The 18,588-nt window shown below is 73.6% G+C and carries 19 protein-coding genes and 1 pseudogene; 8 read left to right on the top strand and 12 right to left on the bottom strand.

All coding sequences use genetic code 11. The annotated features are described in order from the left end of the window. Positions 1-63: 63 nt before the first annotated feature. Positions 64-408: a hypothetical protein gene (locus JD77_RS16580; RefSeq protein ID WP_145775206.1), complete on the bottom strand. Its 345-nt coding sequence runs from the start codon at positions 406-408 to the stop codon at positions 64-66. A 264-nt stretch (positions 409-672) separates the two neighbouring features. Between JD77_RS16580 and JD77_RS16575 the strand changes: the two genes are divergently transcribed. The 3 genes from JD77_RS16575 to otsB all read left to right on the top strand — a co-directional run bounded on the left by JD77_RS16575 (position 673) and on the right by otsB (position 2,522). Further along, positions 673-1,113: a helix-turn-helix domain-containing protein gene (locus JD77_RS16575; RefSeq protein WP_145775205.1), complete on the top strand. Its 441-nt coding sequence runs from the start codon at positions 673-675 to the stop codon at positions 1,111-1,113. A 162-nt stretch (positions 1,114-1,275) separates the two neighbouring features. Then, on the top strand, positions 1,276-1,629 hold the full coding sequence (locus JD77_RS16570; protein ID WP_145775204.1) for a hypothetical protein: 354 nt from the start codon (positions 1,276-1,278) through the stop codon (positions 1,627-1,629). Between the two features lie 68 nt (positions 1,630-1,697). Further along, entirely contained in the window at positions 1,698-2,522 is an 825-nt protein-coding gene (gene otsB, locus JD77_RS16565; RefSeq protein ID WP_145775203.1) for a trehalose-phosphatase, read from the top strand. Positions 2,523-2,560: 38 nt separating this feature from the next. Here the strand turns inward: otsB and JD77_RS16560 are convergent, their stop codons facing one another. From JD77_RS16560 to JD77_RS16545, 4 genes are read right to left on the bottom strand one after another with little or no spacing between them, the layout of a single operon-like run. Further along, complete coding sequence (locus JD77_RS16560; RefSeq protein ID WP_145775202.1) at positions 2,561-3,331, bottom strand: isoprenyl transferase; 771 nt, start codon at positions 3,329-3,331, stop codon at positions 2,561-2,563. Between the two features lie 31 nt (positions 3,332-3,362). Then, complete coding sequence (locus JD77_RS16555) at positions 3,363-4,532, bottom strand: geranylgeranyl reductase family protein (RefSeq protein WP_387226044.1); 1,170 nt, start codon at positions 4,530-4,532, stop codon at positions 3,363-3,365. Beyond that, positions 4,529-5,389: a hypothetical protein gene (locus JD77_RS16550; RefSeq protein WP_145775200.1), complete on the bottom strand. Its 861-nt coding sequence runs from the start codon at positions 5,387-5,389 to the stop codon at positions 4,529-4,531. The genes JD77_RS16555 and JD77_RS16550 overlap by 4 nt, the downstream gene beginning before the upstream one ends. A 37-nt stretch (positions 5,390-5,426) precedes the next feature. After that, positions 5,427-7,271: a phosphoenolpyruvate carboxykinase (GTP) gene (locus JD77_RS16545; RefSeq protein WP_145775199.1), complete on the bottom strand. Its 1,845-nt coding sequence runs from the start codon at positions 7,269-7,271 to the stop codon at positions 5,427-5,429. Between the two features lie 397 nt (positions 7,272-7,668). Between JD77_RS16545 and JD77_RS16540 the strand changes: the two genes are divergently transcribed. From JD77_RS16540 to JD77_RS35515, 3 genes and pseudogenes are all read left to right on the top strand, one after another. Continuing rightward, positions 7,669-8,205 carry a GtrA family protein gene (locus JD77_RS16540; RefSeq protein WP_145777620.1) on the top strand — a complete coding sequence of 179 codons (537 nt, stop codon included), beginning with the start codon at positions 7,669-7,671 and terminating at the stop codon, positions 8,203-8,205. Between the two features lie 63 nt (positions 8,206-8,268). Continuing rightward, positions 8,269-8,982, top strand: coding sequence for a GtrA family protein (locus JD77_RS16535; RefSeq protein ID WP_145775198.1), 714 nt, complete (start codon positions 8,269-8,271; stop codon positions 8,980-8,982). 308 nt (positions 8,983-9,290) lie between these two features. Continuing rightward, positions 9,291-9,488 (top strand): annotated as a pseudogene (locus JD77_RS35515) (MaoC/PaaZ C-terminal domain-containing protein); the annotation flags it as partial. Positions 9,489-9,803: 315 nt separating this feature from the next. On the opposite strand, the gene JD77_RS16525 reads toward JD77_RS35515, so the two are convergent. Together JD77_RS16525 and JD77_RS16520 are read right to left on the bottom strand one after the other, a co-directional pair. Further along, positions 9,804-10,376: a PH domain-containing protein gene (locus JD77_RS16525; protein ID WP_145775197.1), complete on the bottom strand. Its 573-nt coding sequence runs from the start codon at positions 10,374-10,376 to the stop codon at positions 9,804-9,806. Positions 10,377-10,471: 95 nt separating this feature from the next. Further along, entirely contained in the window at positions 10,472-11,347 is an 876-nt protein-coding gene (locus tag JD77_RS16520) for a biotin--[acetyl-CoA-carboxylase] ligase (RefSeq protein WP_145775196.1), read from the bottom strand. A gap of 107 nt (positions 11,348-11,454) precedes the next feature. Between JD77_RS16520 and JD77_RS16515 the strand changes: the two genes are divergently transcribed. After that, positions 11,455-13,038, top strand: a complete 1,584-nt coding sequence (locus tag JD77_RS16515; RefSeq protein ID WP_145775195.1) for an acyl-CoA carboxylase subunit beta — start codon at positions 11,455-11,457, stop codon at positions 13,036-13,038. Between the two features lie 67 nt (positions 13,039-13,105). Here the strand turns inward: JD77_RS16515 and JD77_RS16510 are convergent, their stop codons facing one another. The 3 genes from JD77_RS16510 to JD77_RS16500 form a co-directional block, all read right to left on the bottom strand. Continuing rightward, positions 13,106-13,969, bottom strand: coding sequence for a hypothetical protein (locus JD77_RS16510; protein ID WP_145775194.1), 864 nt, complete (start codon positions 13,967-13,969; stop codon positions 13,106-13,108). Then, entirely contained in the window at positions 13,962-14,462 is a 501-nt protein-coding gene (locus tag JD77_RS16505; RefSeq protein ID WP_145775193.1) for a SigE family RNA polymerase sigma factor, read from the bottom strand. The genes JD77_RS16510 and JD77_RS16505 overlap by 8 nt, the downstream gene beginning before the upstream one ends. A 301-nt stretch (positions 14,463-14,763) precedes the next feature. Continuing rightward, complete coding sequence (locus JD77_RS16500) at positions 14,764-15,507, bottom strand: M50 family metallopeptidase (RefSeq protein ID WP_145775192.1); 744 nt, start codon at positions 15,505-15,507, stop codon at positions 14,764-14,766. Between the two features lie 61 nt (positions 15,508-15,568). On the opposite strand from JD77_RS16500, the gene JD77_RS16495 reads away from it, so the two are divergent. Next, on the top strand, positions 15,569-16,018 hold the full coding sequence (locus JD77_RS16495; protein ID WP_246140703.1) for a GyrI-like domain-containing protein: 450 nt from the start codon (positions 15,569-15,571) through the stop codon (positions 16,016-16,018). Positions 16,019-16,164: 146 nt separating this feature from the next. Here the strand turns inward: JD77_RS16495 and JD77_RS16490 are convergent, their stop codons facing one another. Beyond that, positions 16,165-16,410, bottom strand: a complete 246-nt coding sequence (locus JD77_RS16490) for a hypothetical protein (RefSeq protein WP_145775191.1) — start codon at positions 16,408-16,410, stop codon at positions 16,165-16,167. Between the two features lie 100 nt (positions 16,411-16,510). Continuing rightward, positions 16,511-18,553 (bottom strand): serine/threonine-protein kinase, encoded by a 2,043-nt coding sequence (locus JD77_RS16485; RefSeq protein WP_145775190.1) that lies wholly within the window; start codon positions 18,551-18,553, stop codon positions 16,511-16,513. Between the last annotated feature and the right edge of the window lie 35 nt (positions 18,554-18,588).

The following is an 18,588-nucleotide window of genomic DNA, read 5'->3' as shown; positions in this document are numbered from 1 at the left end:
GCGCCGGGCCGGCCGGGCGGGCGCCGGGCCGGCCGGCGGGCCGGGCCGCCCCGCCGCGGGCGCTCACCGCTCCTCCGGCTCGATCGAGCTCGGATCAGCGACGAGCAGTCGCTCCAGGTCGTCCGTGCGGATCTCCTCGATCAGCTCGACGCTGATCCGGCAGCCGTCCAGCACGACCTCTGCCACGGAGGACCGGCGGATCTCGCCGCCGGCGTCGTAGACCCGGACGCTCAGCTCCGGGCAGCCGAGGTGGGTACGCCAGGCGTTCCACTCGGCGCGGTCGCCCACGTTCAGGGACAGGTAGCGGCAACCCCGGGCGAGGTAGAGGCGCCACGGCGCGCTGAGCCCGGCGGCCACCCCGTCCGCGATCAGGCCGAATGCCTGGGCGCGGGTGGCGAGTTCCGTCACCGCACCTCCCTCGTACCGGGCGAGGGACGCATGCGAGCACCAGTCGTCTCATGCACGTGACACACGGTAAGTTGTCCCATGAACGTGACAGTATCAGCTTTTCGTCCGATTACCTCGGCACTCCTGGACATCTATCCTGCCCAGGTGGCACCCCTCGACAACAGCATCGGACCAGTTCGGCGCGGATACGAGAACCCGTCTCGTTCGCGGGACAATGCCGCGGCCGGCCCTGCCCGCGGGCGGGGCGGGCCGTACGGTCACGGCATGACCGAGAGCGCTCCCACCCGTAAGACGGCGTTCGCCGCGTTCGTCCGCCGGGCCCTCGACGACGCCCGCGCCCTGCGCGCCTGGAGCGGCACCGAGGTCTCGCGGCGCACCGGTGTCTCCCGGCAGACCATCAACCGCTGGATCCGGGGCGACTGGGCCAGCGACCCGGAGGCCGAGCGCGTCGTCGCCTTCTGCGAGGGGCTCGGCCTCAACCCCGCCGCCGCGTTCGCGGCACTCGGCTGGGACCGCACGGCCGCCGCCCGCGCCGCCACCGCCCCGCCCCCCATGGACCCGGACGTCGAGGCGCTGCTGCGCCGGCTGGTCGACCCGAACGTGTCGGACGCGGAGAAGTTCCACATCCGGGAAACGATCCGTTACCTCGCGTATCGACCGACCCTTCCGACGGATGTCCGAAAAAGAGGCAGGCGGGCCGGGTAGTTCCTCAGATGGCGAAAGAACGCCTGGTCAGCCCCATTCGTTTCGCTCCGGGGCCGGAACGGGCACGCTAGCGTCCCTACTCGTACTGCTTGGGCTCGTCGTCGGTGGGGGGACGGGACAAGGCCGAACCCAGCCCTGCGGGACAGAAGGAGGGGTCCGTCCATGACCCTGAAGTGGTTGGCAGTCGTGGTCGCGGTGGTGTCGCTGACCTCGGCCGTGACCGGCAACGTGGTGAGCGGCGTGCTGGGCGGCGGGGAGCTTCCCCTGGTCGCCAACCTCCTCGCGCTCACCGTCGCCGGCACGGCGGTCGTCCTGGCCGTCGTCGCCGAGTTGCACGGCCGGCTCGACGACCGGATCAGCGAGCTCCGCGAGCTCCTGGTGGCCCGGCTCGACGAGCTCGAGGCCCGCACCGGCGACCGGAACACCGGCTTCGTGGAGGGCTACCTGCTCAGCCACGGTCAGGAGGCCGAGGTGGTGCCGTTCGGGCGCCGGGGTCGGGGAGCCGCCGAACGCTGACCGCAAACCGGCCCGGGTCGCCGTCTCGACCACGAATGAGCCGCCCACCCCGGGGTACGCTGACGCGCGTGCCGCCGTCAAATCCGGGCAACCAGCCGCCGAAGACCCCGTTGGACGCCGACCACGCCTGGCGAGCGACCGCCGGGCGGGCCGCGGACACCGTGCTCTTCTTCGACTTCGACGGCACCCTCGCGCCGGTCGACGACGACCCGACGGCAGTGCGGCCGGCACCGAACGTGCTGGCCGCCATCGAGGCCCTCGCCCCGCTGGTCCGCCGCATCGCGATCGTCTCCGCCCGGCCGGTGGAGTTCCTGCGTGAACATTTCGGCGGGCTCGACGGCGTCGACCTCTACGGCCTGTACGGCCTGGAACACAGCCATTCCGGCGGGGAGACGGTCACCGAGCCGGCCGCGCTGCCCTGGGTGCCGACCATGCGGGAGCTGGCCGACCTCGCCCACGCCGAACTGCCCGACGGGGCGCTGGTGGAGTACAAGCGGCTCGCGGTGGCGCTGCACTGGCGGACGGCCCCGCGGCTCGGCCCCGAGGTGCAGGAGTGGGGCCGGCGCCAGGCCGACCGGCTCGGCCTGCGGGTGCAGGCCGGGCGGATGGTGCTGGAGCTCAAGCCACCGGTCGACCGGGACAAGGGCATGGTGATCGGCGAGGTGGTCCGGGACGCCGGCGGCGCCTGGTACTTCGGCGACGACGTGTCCGACATCAAGGCGTTCTCGGCGCTGCGCGCCCGCGCCGCCGCCGACCCGGCGTTCCTCGGGGTCTGCGTGGCCGTCGCCAATCCGGAGACCGGGCACGAGGTGGCCGAGGCGGCCGACCTGACCATCGACTCCCCCGCCGCCCTCGGCGACTTCCTCACCGCGGCCGTCCCCCGCCTCCGCTGACCGGCCGGGTGCCCGCTCCCCCCGGCCGGGAGGCGGGGTCAGACGCCGAAGCGGCGCTGCCGGTTGGCGTACGAGCGCAGGGCGCGCAGGAAGTCGACGCGGCGGAAGTCGGGCCAGTTCAACTCGCAGAAGTAGAACTCCGAGTGGGCCGACTGCCACAGCATGAAGCCGGAGAGCCGCTGCTCGCCGCTCGTCCGGATGATCAGATCGGGGTCGGGCAGGCCCCGCGTGTAGAGGTGCTCGGCGATGTGGTCGACGTCCAGCGTCTCGGCCAGCTCCTCGAGGGTGCCGCCGGTCGCCGCGTGCTCCACCAGCAGCGAACGGACCGCGTCGGCGATCTCGCGCCGGCCGCCGTACCCGACCGCGATGTTGACCTGGGCGCCGCCGGCGCGCTCCCGGGTGCGCTCCTCGGCGGCCTTCAGCGCGACCGCGTGGTGCGCCGGGAGGACGTCGAGCGCGCCGACCATCCGCAGCCGCCAGGGGTTGCCCTCCTCGGCCAGCTCGGTCGTCAGGTCCTCGATGATCTGCAGCAGCGGGTCCAGCTCCTCCGCCGGGCGGGAGAGGTTGTCGGTGGAGAGCAGCCACAGCGTGACGTGCCCCACCCCGGCGGCGTCGCACCAGCGCAGCAGCTCCTTGATCCGCTCCGCTCCCATCCGGTGCCCGTCGTTCGGGTCGACGTAGCCCATCTCCCGGGCCCAGCGGCGGTTCCCGTCGCACATCACGCCCACGTGCCGGGGCACCGGCTTGCCCGCGAGCGTGGCCGTCAGCCGCCGCTCGTACAGGGAGTAGAGGAGGTTCCGCAGAGTCATCACCTTGCAGGGTAGCGACCCGCCGGGCGGATCAGTCCCGCGGTGGCAGATCCCGGGACGCGAGACCGAGGCCGATCATCGCCAGGGTACGCGCGTCCAGCCGTCCGTCACCGAGGCCCAGCTCGACGACGGCGCCGAAGACCTGGTCGTCGCGGCGGGCCGCCCGGACCGCGCCGTCGACCACCCACCGCCGCCGGGCCAGCCAGGCCGCCAGCGAGCTGTGCCGAAGGTGCACGCCGAGGCGTCGGCGCAGCACGTCTGCGTACCGCCGGGCGGCGTGCTCGGGGCCGCCGGCCGCCGCCGCGCCGGCCAGCGCCCCGGAGAGCAGGGCGTAGAAGATCCCCTCCCCGGTGAACGGATTGATCAGCGACAGCGCGTCCCCGGCGAGCACCAGCCGCCCCCGGCCGGGCGTCGGGCGGTGGGTCGACAGCGGCAGGTGATGGGCCCGCAGCGCGGTCACGGCCGCCGGGTCGGTGCCCGGCAGCAGCGCGGCCAGCCGGTCCAGCAGGTGCGCCCGGGTCAAGGGCTCGCCGCGCAGCACCTCCCCGTACCCGACGTTCGCCCGGCCGTCGCCGATCGGGAACGACCAGGCGTACGCCGGCCAGCGCGGGGCGGAGGTGACGATGAGCTGCTCGGGCGGCCCGGGCCGGGCCGGGGCGTACCCGCGGATGGCCAGCGCCAGGTGCCGGTCCGGGTTCGCCGGCTGGCCGAGCGCCCGGCGGACCACCGAGCCGGCCCCGTCCGCGCCGACGACCGCCCGGCCGGCGACGACGCCGTCGAGCACCACCCGGGCGTCGCGCGCCTCGACGCGGCGCACGGTGTGCCGGCGCAGCTCGGCGCCCGCCTCGACCGCCGCCGCCACCAGCCGGGCGTCGAAGACCGCCCGGGGCACCGTGTACGCCGGCCGGGGCAGCGCCCGGGCCACCGCGCCGCCGCCCGGCCCGACCAGTCGCAGCCTCGGCAACGGCGGATAGCCGGCCACCGCGCCGGTCACGCCCAGCCCGTCGAGGACGTCCAGCGCGTGCGCGGCGACGCCGTCCCCGCACGCCTTGTCGCGGGGGAAGTCGGCGCGATCCAGCAGCAGCACCCGGGCACCGGCCCGGCGGGCGGCCAGCGCGGCGGCCGACCCCGCCGGCCCGGCCCCGACCACCACCACATCGAACTCGTCGGTCACGACGTCACCTCGCTCCGCTCGGCTCACCTCGCCGGCGCCGGGTCCTCGGCCCGGCCGGCGCGCCACAACCCGTACAACGCCAGCACGGCGGCGGCGAGCAACGGGCCGCCGTCGCGGACCAGGCCGTCGACGCCGAGCAGCCACGCGCACAGCGGCAGGTCGACGGCGAGCACGCCGAGCGTGATCGCCACCAGCAGCGGGCGGGCCCACAGCCGGCCGCGCATCAGGAACGCGGTGCAGAACAGCACGGCGTAGCTCACGCCGAGGCCGGCGACGAACCAGAACAGCACCGCCGGTACGGCGACCAGCCGGCCGTCGAGCACGGCGCCGCCCGCCACCAGCGCCGGGACCAGCATCAACGGGCTGTACGTGAACGCGGCGACCCGGCTGGTCAACAGCCAGCCGGCGACCGGCGGCCGCTTCGGGGGCGTCTCCCGCCAGGCGATCCCGTCCCGGGTGACGACGAGCTGCCGGCGGTGCCGGACGAGGTGCCCGCGAACGGCGTCCGAACGGTACAGCAGCGCGACCACGGCCACGCAGAGCGCGGTGAGCAGGGCGAACCCGGCCAGCCCGGGCGGCGACGGCAGCCCCTGCCGGGGGACGACGAGCCGGCCCACCGCGAAGACCGTGGTGACCGCGAGGATCAGCCCGACCGGCCTGGCCCCGGCGCGGCCCCGGTTGACGTGCCGGATCAGCAGCAGGAAGCCGAGCGAGCGCAGCATCGCCCAGCCGGTGCGTACCGCGAGGCCGAAGCCCTGCTCCGGGGCGTACCACCAGTTGAGCAGCTCGACCACGACGGTGGCCGCCGCCGTGACGGCGAGCAGGACGGTGAGCGCCCGGACGGCGGACGGCCGCCGGACCTGGGTCTCGGCGGCCGTCCTCATGGGATCCGATGGTGCCCGGTACGGGCAACCGGCACACCTACCGCGTGGGCTGCTCCGCGTCGAGCCGGGCGCGCAGCGCGTCCAGCTCGGCCCAGAGGACGCCGGGGAGCTTGTCGCCGAACTTCTCGAACCACTCGGTGATCAGCGGAAGCTCGTTGCGCCACTCCTCCGGGTCGACCTTCAGGGCGATCCGGACGTCCTCAGGGGTCATGTCCAGGCCCTCGACGTCCAGCGCGTCCTGCGCCGGGACCATGCCGATCGGGGTCTCCACGGCCTCCGCGCGGCCCTCGATCCGCTCGACGATCCACTTCAGCACGCGCGCGTTCTCGCCGAAGCCCGGCCAGAGGAAGTTGCCCTCCGGGTCCTTGCGGAACCAGTTGACGTAGTAGATCCGGGGCAGCTTGGCCGCGTCGCCGTCGGCGCCCTTGCCCATCTCGATCCAGTGCCGGAAGTAGTCGCCGCCGTGGTAGCCGATGAACGGCAGCATCGCCATCGGATCGCGGCGCACCACACCGACCGCGCCGGACGCGGCGGCGGTGGTCTCCGAGGAGAGGGTGGCGCCCAGGTAGACCCCGTGGACCCAGTCCCGGGCCTCGGTGACCAGCGGGACGGTGTCGCGCCGCCGGCCGCCGAACAGGATCGCGTCGATCGGGACCCCGTTCGGGTCGTAGTAGTCCTCGGCGAGGATCGGGCACTGCGTGATCGGGGTGCAGAACCGGCTGTTCGCGTGCGAGGAGAGGCTGTCGCTCTCCGGCGTCCAGTCGTTGCCCTTCCAGTCCGTCAGGTGGGCCGGGGGCTCGCCCATGCCCTCCCACCAGACGTCGCCGTCGTCGGTGAGGGCCACGTTGGTGAAGACGGAGTTGCCCCGGTCCAGGGTGCGCATCGCGTTGGCGTTGCTCTTCCAGCCGGTGCCGGGCGCGACGCCGAACAGGCCGTACTCCGGGTTGACCGCGTAGAGCCGGCCGTCGGGACCGAACCGCATCCAGGCGATGTCGTCGCCGATCGTCTCGACCTTCCAGCCCGGGATGGTCGGCTCCAGCATGGCCAGGTTGGTCTTGCCGCACGCGGACGGGAACGCCCCGGCGATGTGGTAGACCCGCCCCTCCGGTGAGGTGATCTTCAGGATCAGCATGTGCTCGGCGAGCCAGCCCTCGTCGCGGCCCATCACGCTGGCGATCCGCAGCGAGTAGCACTTCTTGCCGAGCAGGGAGTTGCCGCCGTAGCCGGAGCCGAAGGACCAGATCTCCCGGGTCTCCGGGAAGTGCGAGATGTACTTCGTCTCGTTGCACGGCCACGGGACGTCCTGCTGGCCCGGGGCGAGCGGCGCGCCGATGGAGTGCAGCGCGTGGACGAAGTCCGCGTCGTCGCCCATCGCCTCCAGGATCCGGCTGCCCATCCGGGTCATGATGCGCATCGAGGCGACCACGTACGGGCTGTCGGTGATCTCGACGCCGAACATGGGGCTCGCGGCCTCGACGGGGCCCATGCAGAACGGGATGACGTACATGGTGCGCCCGCGCATGCTGCCGCGGTACAGGTCCGTCATGATGCGCTTCATCTCGTCCGGCGCCATCCAGTTGTTGGTGGGGCCGGCGTCCGTTTCGTCGACGGAGCAGATGTAGGTGCGCTCCTCGACGCGGGCGACATCCCCCGGGTCGGTGCGCGCGTAGAACGAGTTGGGCTTCTTCTCGGGGTTGAGCCGGATCAGCGTGCCGGCCGCCACGAGTTCGTCGGTGAGGCGACGCCACTCCTCGTCGGACCCGTCCACCCAGACCACGCGGTCGGGGGTGGTCAGTTCCGCGACCTCTCGGACCCAGGCAAGCAGTTTGGGGTGGGACGTCGGGGCCTGATCGATACCCCGAACGGTAGCCGGAGCAACCATGACACATCTCCTTGTGGTCGACGCTGACCGATCTATGGGATGCACGAGTCTTGGCGGCGCGATGCGTCGCCTTCGTGGAAACCTGGGATTGGCCTCAGCGTAAACCGGGTTGCGTCGCGAGTCAGTGGGACTGGTTGTGAAGAACTGCACAAGCTAGGGCCACGCTGCGGCATCGAGAGCTGATACCCGCTTTCACGCGCAGTTTCACGCAAATCCTCTGGTCAACCTCGGCCGCGGACCGCCGCGGACCCGCGGCTGCGCACCGGCCGGCGCGGGTCCGCCGGACGGGGAAGCGGCGCCGCCGGGTCGCCGGCAGCCCCGGCCGCGCAGCGCGCCTCGCCCGTTGCTACCGACCGAAAGTACGCGTAACCGGTACGCTCGGCCGGTGGCCGCCACGATGACCGGAGACCAGCCGGGGTCCCCGCAGACCCGCCCCAGCCTGGTGCGCGCACTGATCGACCGGTTCGGTCATCTGGTCCGGGAGCTGAGCAAGTTCGCCACCGTGGGCGGCATCGCGTTCCTCGTCGACTTCGCGCTGTTCAACTATTTCGCCCACGCCCAGCAGGTCGAGCAGGTCACCGCGAAGACGATCTCCACCGTGATCGCCGCGACCCTCGCCTTCCTGGGCAACCGGTTCTGGACCTGGCGGCACCGCCAGCGCTCCCACCCGGCCCGCGAGTACACGCTGTTCTTCATCTTCAACGGCGTCGGCCTGGGCATCGCGGTGGCCTGCCTCGCGATCAGCCGGTACGGCCTGGGCGCCGTCTGGCCGGAGGTGTTCCAGACCGCGGTCGCCGACAACGTCGCCAGCTACCTGGTCGGCACCGGCCTGGGCACGCTGTTCCGGTTCTGGTCCTACCGGCGGTTCGTCTTCGTGGAAGCGGGAACCCGGTCCCTTCCGGAGGCGGCGCGCGAGCGGGACCGCCCCGCGTGACGCGTCGCCCACCTCGTCCGGCCGGACCGACCCGGCCCCGTCCACTCGCCTAAGGTGTTCCGCATGCGTCTTGTCCGTCTGCTGCCTGAGCGCTGGCAGAAGTTCCTACACGAGGCGCTCAAATTCGGCGTCGTCGGGGGCATCAACACCGTCATCAATTACGCGGTGTTCAACGCGCTGGCACTCACCGTCTTCGAGAACGGCCAGTTGAAGGCGACGGTCGTCGCCACCGTCGTGGCGACGATCACGTCGTACCTGATGAATCGGCACTGGACGTACCGCGATCGGCCGAAGTCGGCGATGCGCCGCGAATACGCCCTGTTCTTCCTGTTCAACGCCACCGGCCTGCTCATCGAGCTCGGCGTCCTGGCGGCGGCCAAGTACGGCCTCGGCGTGACCAGCCTGCTGGCGCTGAACGTGGCGAAGACCTGCGGTGTGCTGCTGGCCACCCTGTTCCGCTTCTGGTCGTACCGGACGTTCGTCTTCCAGCCCGCTCCCGCCGCGCCGAAGGCCGACACCTGGCACGGCGTCCCGCGCGACGAGTGGGACACGATGGCCGAGCTGGACCCGGTGGCCGAGCTGGCCGAGTCGGTCACCGAGCTGGAGCAGGCCGAGCCGGAGCCGACCGGCCGACGCGACGGCGCCTCCTTCGGGGCCGCCCCGACGCGGCAGCGGCCCGTGCCGGCCGACGCGGCGTTCGGCGCCACGCTCGACGGCGAACTGGCGGCGGAACTCGCCGACGAGCTGCACGCCGGCACCCGGCGGCGACGCCGGTGAGCGACACGGTCGCGCCAGCCGTCGGCGACGGGACGGCACAGGCGGACGACACGGCAACGCCCGTCGGCGCCGGGCGCTCCGGCGACCCGGTCCCGGCTCCGGCCGGCGTCCCCGGGCAGCAGGTGGGGGACCCAGCCGTCGCGGCGCCGGGCACCGGGGCGGCGGCCGGCGACTCCGGTACGGGCACCGGCGGGGCGGCCGACCCCCTGGTCCGGTCCGGCACCGGGGCGCCCGCCGAGCTGTTCTTCGAGGACCTGACCGCGGGTCGCACGTTCGACCTGGGGGTGGTCCAGGTCGACGGCAACGAGATGGTCGCCTTCGCGCGCCGGTTCGACCCGCAGTGGTACCACGTCGACGCCGAGCACGCCGCCGCGAGCCACCACGGCGGGCTGATCGCGAGTGGGTTCTACACGGTCAGCCTGTTCATGCGCGCGTACGTCGACCACGTGCTGTCCCGGGCCGCGGCGGACGCCTCGCCCGGCCTGGAGGAGCTGCGCTGGCTGGCCCCGGTGCGGGCCGGCGACCGGCTCTCGGCGCGCCTCGACGTGATGGGCAGCCGCCCCTCCGCCGCCCGCCCCGGGCTCGGCACAGTGATCCTCACCGGCACCATGCTCCGGCTCGGCCCCGACGACCGGCCGGAGCAGGAGGTGCTCCGCACCCGCTTCCGCGGCTGGTTCGCCCTCCGCCCGCCCCCGCCCCGCCCCCACCCGACCCGCCCCACCCCCCGGCCCCGGCCCCGCAGACGCTGGTTGATCAAGAGGTTTGCGTCGGGATGGATGCCCCGGCACGACGCAAACCTCTTGATCAACGAAAGAACCGGGTCAGGCCGAGGGGTCGCGCAGCGGCTTGCCCTCGCGCATGTCGGCCAGGATCTCGCGCATCTCGCCGTCGCCGAGCGAGTGCTTGTCGTGGTGCGCCTCGACCAGCTCGTACAGCTTGGTCTGCACCCGGTCCACCCGGGGTACGTCCCGGAGCACCGCCTGACCACGCTCGCCCGCCGACTCGATGGTGAGCGTGCCGCAGCCGAGCAGCCGCTCGACGAAGCGCTGGTTCATCGCGTGGTCGTTGACCCGGGTGAGCGGGATGTCCCGCCGGTCCCGGGAGAGCACCCCCTGCTGGAGCAGTACCCGCTCGTTCGTGAACAGGTAGTGGGTGGTGCGCCAGACCAGGAACGGCCACAGCCCGAGCCAGAGCACCGACAGCAGGGCGAGGCCGGCGACGACGTACAGCGCGATCGTCGCGGCGCCGCCGGCCGGCAGCAGGATCCAGGCCGCCACGACGGCCGCGACGGCGAGCACCAGCACCAGGATCGGCCGCAGCACCGCCTTCCAGTGCGGGTGCAGGTGCAGGACGACGTGCTCGTCCTCGGTGAGCACGTCTTCGGGGAACGCCACGGGAACCTCCTCGCCGAAACAGGACGCGCTGACCGTAACCGGTCGGCGCATCCCGACGGATCATCCGGTGCGGTGGTTCGCGCGTGCCCCTGCCCTCACCGCAGATGCAGGACGTCCCCGGCGGCGAGGGCGCGCCGGCCGTCGGGGGTGTCGACCAGGAGCTGGCCGGCGGCGTCGACCCCCGCGGCGGCGCCCGTCAGCTCGTCGCCGCCCGGCAGCAGCACCCGCACCGGGCGGCCGACCGTCGCGCAGGCGGCCAGGTACGCCTCCCGCAGGCCGCTCGCCTGCGCGTCCCCGCCCGCCGCGCGCCAGCGGCCGTACCAGTCGGCGAGGGAGCGCAGCAGGGCCCGCAGCAGCGGGTCGCGGTCGGTGGCGGCGGCGCCGGCCAGTTGCAGCGAGGTGGCGGGCAGGCCCGTCGGGTTCTCCGGCAGCTCGTCGGCGCGCAACGTCACGTTGAGGCCGACGCCGAGCACGATCGCCGGGGCCCGCTCCGGAGACGGGCCGGGAACCGCCTCGGCCAGGATGCCGGCGCACTTCGCGCCGTCGACCAGCAGGTCGTTCGGCCACTTGAGGGCGGCGTCCAGCTCGGCGAGCCGGGCCACCGCCTCGACCAGCGCGACCCCGGCGAGCAGCGGCAGCCAGCCGTACGCGGTGACGGGGGCCGGCGGCCAGCCGCGCTCCGGGACGGCCTCGCCGGGCCGCAGCAGAACGCTGGTCGCGATGCCCGCCCGCGCCGGCGACTGCCACCCCCGGCCGCGCCGGCCCCGGCCGGCGGTCTGCCGCTCGGCGACCACCACCAGGCCCTCCGGCTCGCCGGCGTGGGCCGCCTCGGCCACGTCGGCGTTCGTGGAGCCGGTCTCCGCGCGCAGCTCCAGCCGCCGCCAGGGGCCGTGCGGTTCGACCACCGCGCGGCGCAGCCGGGCCGCCGACAGCGGCGGGCGGTCCAGATCGGTGTACGGGGAGCCGGCCATCCCGCCAGCGTACGGCCCCCGCCGGGGGCGCCCCGGGCGCGTGCGCGCCGACGGCCTGAGGCGAACTGCACACCGACGCGGTCCTGAACCATCGTTATATTCCGTTGGTGACTACCGAGACCGGGATCAACATCCACAGCACCGCCGGCAAGCTGGCGGACCTGGAGCGACGGGTCGACGAGGCGGTGCACGCCGGGTCGGCGCGGGCGGTCGAGAAGCAGCACGCGCGGGGCAAGAAGACCGCCCGGGAGCGGATCGAGATGCTGCTCGACGAGGGCTCCTTCGTCGAGCTGGACGAGTTCGCCCGGCACCGGTCCACCAACTTCGGCCTGGAGCGGACCCGCCCGTACGGCGACGGCGTCATCACCGGCTACGGCACCGTCGACGGCCGGCAGGTCTGCGTCTTCGCGCAGGACTTCACGGTCTTCGGCGGCTCCCTCGGGGAGGTCTTCGGCGAGAAGATCGTCAAGGTGCTGGACCTGGCCATGAAGATCGGCTGCCCGGTCGTCGGCATCAACGACTCCGGCGGCGCCCGCATCCAGGAGGGCGTCGCGTCCCTCGGCCGCTACGGCGAGATCTTCTTCCGCAACGTGCGGGCCAGCGGCGTCATCCCGCAGATCAGCCTGATCATGGGCCCGTGCGCGGGCGGCGCCGTGTACTCCCCGGCGGTCACCGACTTCACGGTGATGGTCGACCAGACCTCGCACATGTTCATCACCGGCCCCGACGTCATCAAGACGGTGACCGGCGAGGACGTGGCGATGGAGGAGCTGGGCGGTGCCCGGACCCACAACACGCGCAGCGGCAACGCGCACTACCTGGGTGCGGACGAAGAGGACGCCATCGAGTACGTCAAGGCGCTGCTGTCGTACCTGCCGTCGAACAACCTGGACGAACCGCCGGTCCTCGACGCCCCCGCCGACCTCGACGTCACCGACGCCGACCGGGAGCTCGACACGCTGATCCCGGACTCGGCCAACCAGCCGTACGACATGCACCGGGTGATCGAGCACGTCCTCGACGACGGGGAGTTCCTGGAGCTCCAGCCGCTCTACGCGCAGAACATGGTGATCGGCTTCGGCCGGGTCGAGGGGCGGCCGGTCGGCGTGGTGGCCAACCAGCCGCTGCAGTTCGCCGGCACCCTCGACATCGCCGCCTCGGAGAAGGCGGCAAGGTTCGTACGCACCTGCGACGCGTTCAACATCCCGGTGCTGACCTTCGTGGACGTTCCCGGGTTCCTTCCCGGCACCGGGCAGGAGTGGGACGGCATCATCCGCCGGGGCGCCAAGCTCATCTACGCGTACGCCGAGGCCACCGTCCCGAAGGTCACCGTGATCACCCGCAAGGCGTACGGCGGGGCGTACGACGTGATGGGCTCCAAGCACCTCGGCGCCGACCTGAACTTCGCCTGGCCGACCGCGCAGATCGCGGTGATGGGCGCACAGGGTGCGGTGAACATCCTCTACCGGCAGGAACTGGCCGCCGCCGAGGACCCGGCGGCGCTGCGCGCCGAGCTGATCGCCGAGTACGAGGACACCCTGGCCAACCCGTACATCGCGGCCGAGCGCGGGTACGTCGACAGCGTGATCGCGCCGCACGAGACCCGGGCGCAGGTCGTCCGCGCGCTGCGCGTGCTGCGTACCAAGCGGGAGACACTGCCCCCGAAGAAGCACGGCAACATCCCGCTGTAGGTGTGCGGAAGGGCCCCTGTTGACGCATTCGGTACGGCAGGGAGCCCCGCTCACCGAGCGAGGACCGTCAGCAGGGCGGGTTGGCGGCGGGGCACATGCGGTCCGCCGCGACCCCCGCCAGCCGGCGCAGCTCCGGCTCGGTGCCGCCCCGGCCCATGTTGATCACCGCGACCAGGTCGCCGACGCGGACGACAGCGGTGCCCGCCGGCGACGACGGCGACCCGAACGTCCGGCCGGTCGTCAGGTTCCGCGGCTTGCTGACCGAGTGCCGCAGCAGGGCCGACTCGGCGCCGGCGAAGTTCCGGTCCACCACCTCCCACCGGTGGATCGCCTCGGCGTCGATCACCTCGCCCTGCCGGGTGACCGGACCGCGGGACCGCCAGTTGCCGCAGGGCGCCAGCATTTTGTCGATCCCGGCGAACAACCGCCCGCCCACCTCCGGCGCGACCCGGTAGACGTCCTCGGAGAGCACGAACTCGGGTTTGGCACCGGCCGAACGCCGCACCAGGGTCACCGAACGCGAGTAGCGCGACGGCTCCCAGTCCGCGGTGAGCCGCTGGGCGTGGTGGCAGTAGAGCAGCAGCTCGTCGACGCTGACCTTCTCGCCGAGCCCCGCCTGGGTCAGCGCCTCGCTCGTCGTCCGCACGTCGGCCGGGCCGAGCAGCACCTCCAGCGGCACCTCGGCCGGTACCCACCCGGACGGCGACGGCCCGGCGATGGCCGTCACGGGCGGCGAAGCCGGTGGCGGGCCGGGGCGCGCGGCCACAGCGACGGCGGAGGCCGAGGCGACGACCAGCACCGCCACGGCCGCCAGCACCGCCGTACGCCGGCTGCGGCGGCCGGCCCTGGCCCGGATCTCCGCGGGCTCCGGCCAGCGGACCGCCAGCAGGTCCCGGTGCAACTGTTCGACGAACCTCAGATCGTCAGGCATCGGCGGCCTCCTCCAGGTCAGAGACGGCGAGCAGCCCGGCGAGCGCGGCGCGCCCCCGGGAGAGTCGGGCCTTGACCGTGCCGACCGGGGCGGCGGTCTCCCGCGCCACCTCGGCGACCGGCATGCCGAGCAGGTAGTACAGGGCGAGGGCGACGCGCTGCTCCTCGGGCAGCCGGCGCAGCGCGGTGACCACCTCGACCGTGTCGGTGTTGGGCGGCGGGACCGTCTCCTGCACCCCGTGCCGCAGGTACGCCCGGGCCCGGCTGCGCAGGCTGCGCCACCGGCTCACCGCGATCCGGCCGGCCACCACCCGCACCCATGCCTCCGGGTCGTCGTACCCGCGCACCGTCGACCAGCGCTGCCAGGCCCGGATGTACGCCTCCTGCACGGCGTCCTGGGCCTCGGCGAGGTTCCCGGTGAGCACGTAGACGAAGCCGAGCAGCCGTTGTCGGCTCCCCCGGTAGAACTCGTCGAACCCGTCGACGTCCGGCACCCGCTACCTCCCCCGCCTCGGTCGCAGAGGACACGCGCGGGCGGGGTGCGCCGGTTGCCGACTCAGCGGACCCGGTTTCCGGCCCCGGCGTGGTCCGGTTCCCCGGCCCCGGCACGCCCGCGCCGCTCCTCCGCCGCGACCAGGGTGTCCAGGTCGGCGCCGGCCCGCTCCGTATCGCACCTGCCCACTGTGCCCTCAGCCGGGCGTGCGCCCCGCCGCCACGGCGGGTCGGCCCGTCCCGGCGTCAGCCGGTGAGGCCGGCGTCAGCCGATGAGGCCCGCGTCAGCCGATGAGGCCCGCGTCAGCCGGTGAGGCCCGCGTCGGCGAGGATCGGGCCGGCGAGCAGCGCCGCCCCGGCGACCAGCGCGACCAGGTTGACCAACGCGAACAGCGTCACCCAGAGCAGCGGCGGGAACGGGGTGAGCCGGGCCAACTGGTCGGCGTCGGACTCCGGCAGCCGGCCCCGGGAGCGCAGCCGCTGGAGTTCGGCCACCGGCCGTACGCCGCCGAAAAGCAGGAACCAGACGCAGGTCCAGGCGAACGCGGCCTGCACCTGCGGCGAGGCGTACCAGGAGACGGCGAGCACCACGCCGCCGGTGACCAGCAGCGACAACACGCCGAAGACGTTGCGGACCAGCACCAGCATGGCCAGCAGCAGCGCCACGGCCACCCAGAGCAGCAGCGTGATCCGGTTGCCGCCGAGCAGCCAGGCCCCCGCCAGCCCGACCAGCGACGGGGCGACGTACCCCGCGAAGAGGGTGAGAATCATGCCGGGACCGCTGGGCCGGCCGGCCGACAGGGTCAGACCCGAGGTGTCCGAGTGCAGCCGGATGCCGTGCAGCCGGCGTCCCGTGAACAGGGCCGCGAGGGCGTGGCCGCCCTCGTGGGCGATGGTGACGGCGTTGCGGGCGATCCGCCAGGGCATCCGGGCCGAGACGACCAGCAGCGCCACCGCCGCGGTGACGAGCACGAGCAGCGGCGGCGGGTCGGGCTGGGCGGAGAACAGCCGGTCCCAGAGCGCCGTCAGCCCGTCGGTCGACACCATGGGGCGCGAGCCTACCCCGCGCGGCTGCGGGCCGGTGGGTCGCCCGAGCAGGGTGCCGCCCGTGCGAGACTGGGCGGCGACGCGCGGAGCGGGCATCAACCCGCACATCCAGCGGCACCTCACCGCGCTGCCGCCGCAGGAGCATCTCCGACTGAAGGCCCTCGGCGACACCGACCCGGGTGGGCTGCTACAAGTCTGCGACGACCTCGACCCCGACGGCACCGAGGGCAGCGAACTGACCTACCTGCACGGGGTCGCTGTGTCCCGGGACACGCCGCTCCCCGACGACCTCGACGCCATCGAGGTACCGGCCGGCAGGTGGGCGATCTTCCGCACCGCCGGACCCCATCCGCAGGCCCTGCAGGACACCTGGGCCGCGACCGCGACCGAGTGGTTCCCCTCCAACCCGTGGCGCCTGCGGCCGGGTCCCTCCATGGTTGCGATCCTCGAGCGCGCGGACGACTTCAGCACCGCGACCTGCGAGCTGTGGCTACCCGTCGAACCGACGTGACGGTCACCGCCTGATCGCCGCGCCCGCCCGGTTCCGACTCCCCGGGGGAGCCGGTCGGCGGCGGCGGGATCGGCTGCGACCGTACGGTCGCGAGCTGGTCCTGCCGCCGCCGGCCGGTCCATCCGGCGTTGCCGTCCGCCCGGTTGTCAGGCCCGCCGCCGCGCCATGTGCGGCACCGTGACCGGCGCCGGCCGTCGCACGTCCTTCGAAGCCACCGTGGACCGTCGCGTCATCCGCCAGGCGGCCACCCCGGCGACGGTGACGGCCACGACGCTGAGCAGCGCGACCAGTACCGGAAGGCCCACGCCAACCAGCAGCAACACCGCGTCGCCGAGCGCGACGAGCATCCACAGCGCCAGCCGGGGCCGGCGGTCGGTGAATCGGCGTCCCATGTCGTACCTCCTTCCGTCGTCGGGGTTCAGGTACCCCGCCCGATGGAAGGTCATGCGAACGGCTTTCGCGCCGACCCGAATTCCCCGGACCGGCCCGTCGTCAGTCCTTCCTGTCCGGCTCGAAGTTCTGCGCGATCAGCTCGAACTCGTCGAGGTTGGCCTCCCACTCGGAGGCCGCCACCTCCCAGCGGATGGCGTAGCCCCGATCGCTGGCGGTGACGAAGCCCCGGTTGCGGACGTGGATCCGGGTGTTGTCCCGGGTCTCCAGCCACTCCCAGTCGGCGCAGGTCTTCCAAAACCCGTCGACGCTGCGGATGCTCAGGTACTTGTAGTTGTTGACCCTGCTCTTCCGATCGGACTCGATCGCCCGCCACGCTGCGGCGGCATCGCGCTGCGGCGTGCTGGTCCGGTCGATGACGACCTCGCGGACGCCGTTCGGCTCCCGGAACTGCACCCAGGTTCCGCCCGCGCTGCGCCGCCAGCCCTCCGGCAGCGGCATCGAGAAGCCGGTCGGGTCCCGGTGCAGCTTCCACCCGGGAGGCAGCACCAACCCGGTCGGGCTGGCCGACGCGGTGGGGCTCGGCGGGGCGGCGCTGGTCGCCGACGGGGCGGGCGCCGAGGTCGGGCCTGTGGACGGCTCGGCAGGCCCCGCGCTCGTGGTGGCGCCAGCCTGCTGCCCGCCACCGCCGGGCTCTTCCTCGCCGGCGCGCAGCAGCGGGACGGCCACCAGCAGGCCCAGCAGCAGCACCGCGACCAGCGCGCCGACGAGCAGGTTCCGGCGGCGGTTGTCGGGGCGCGTACCGGGAACGACGGCGGCCCGGCCCGACGGCGCCGGCGGCGGGCTCACCGGGGTCGGCAGCACGGAGGTCCGCCTGGCCTGCTCCCGCGGCTCCTCGGCGGCCAGCTCGACGCGGGTGTCGTCGAGCGGTACGGGCGGGGCGACCTTGGCGGTGGGATCGTCGCCCGGACGCGACGTCGACGTCTCGACCTTCGCGGTCGGGTCGGCGTCGGGACGCGAGGCAGGTGGCTCGACCTTGGCGGTCGGGTCGGCGTCCGGGTGTGACGCGGGCGGCTCGACCTTCGCGGTCGGCGCGGCGTCCGCGCCGTCGGCGACCCTGGCGGTCGCGTCGTCGCCGGTCGCCGCCGCGCCCGCGGAACCCAGCGGCGTGGTGGCCGGCGCGTTCGCGGCGGTGGTCGGCGGGACCGGCCGGTCGGCAGGCTGCCCGGCGGGACGCGGCGCGGGCACCACGGTCGGTCGGGGCAGGCGCATCCCGTCCGGCTTCGGCCGGCGTACGCCCTCCAGCAGCGGAATGCCCTTGGACCGGCGCCCGGCGGCCCGGCGGAGCAGCCGCTCGGCCTCGTCGGCGTCGATCCGCTCGGCCGGGTCCTTGCGCAGCAGGCCGGTGAGCACCGACTTGAGCGGGCCGGCGTTCTTCGGCGGCGGCATCGGCTCGGTGGCCAGTGCCGCCAGCGTGCCGATCGCCGACGGCCGGGCGTACGGCGACTTGCCCTCGACGGCGGCGTAGAGCGTGGCGCCCAGCGACCAGAGGTCCGCCTCCGGCCCGGCGGTGCCGTCCTTCGCCCGCTCCGGCGCGATGTACGCCGGGGAGCCGAGCACCATGCCCGTCCGCGTGACGTTGGGGTCGCCCGGGATCGTGGCGAGCCCGAAGTCGGTCAGCACCACGCGACCGTCATTGCCGAGCAACACGTTGCCCGGCTTGACGTCGCGGTGCATCACCCCGGACTTGTGCGCCGCCTTCAGCGCCCCGAGCACGCCGAGGCCGATCTCCACCGCCTGGGCCGGCGAGACCGGGCCGTCGGAGGCCAGCGTGTCCTGAAGGGACTTCGACGCGACGTACTCCATGACGATCCACGGGTCGCCGTCGGTGCGCAGCACGTCGAAGATTCGGACCACGTTGATGTGGTTGAGCCGGGCGATCGCCCGAGCCTCCCGAAGGGAGCGTTCCCGCATCTCGCGGCGCTCCTCGGGGGTCAGGCTGGGCGGCGGGACGAGTTCCTTGATCGCCACGTCACGGTGCAGCACCTCGTCGCGCGCCTTCCACACCCGGCCCATGCCGCCCTGGCCGAGCGGCGAGATGAGCCGGTACCGGTCGGCAACGAGTTGGGGAAGCGCGTTCGACATCGGGGAAGACGGTACCCGGAGCGCGCACCGCGCAC

Source organism: Micromonospora olivasterospora (assembly GCF_007830265.1).
In the GTDB taxonomy this organism is placed as follows: Bacteria; Actinomycetota; Actinomycetes; order Mycobacteriales; family Micromonosporaceae; genus Micromonospora; species Micromonospora olivasterospora.
This window is presented reverse-complemented; position numbering and strand designations above follow the sequence as displayed.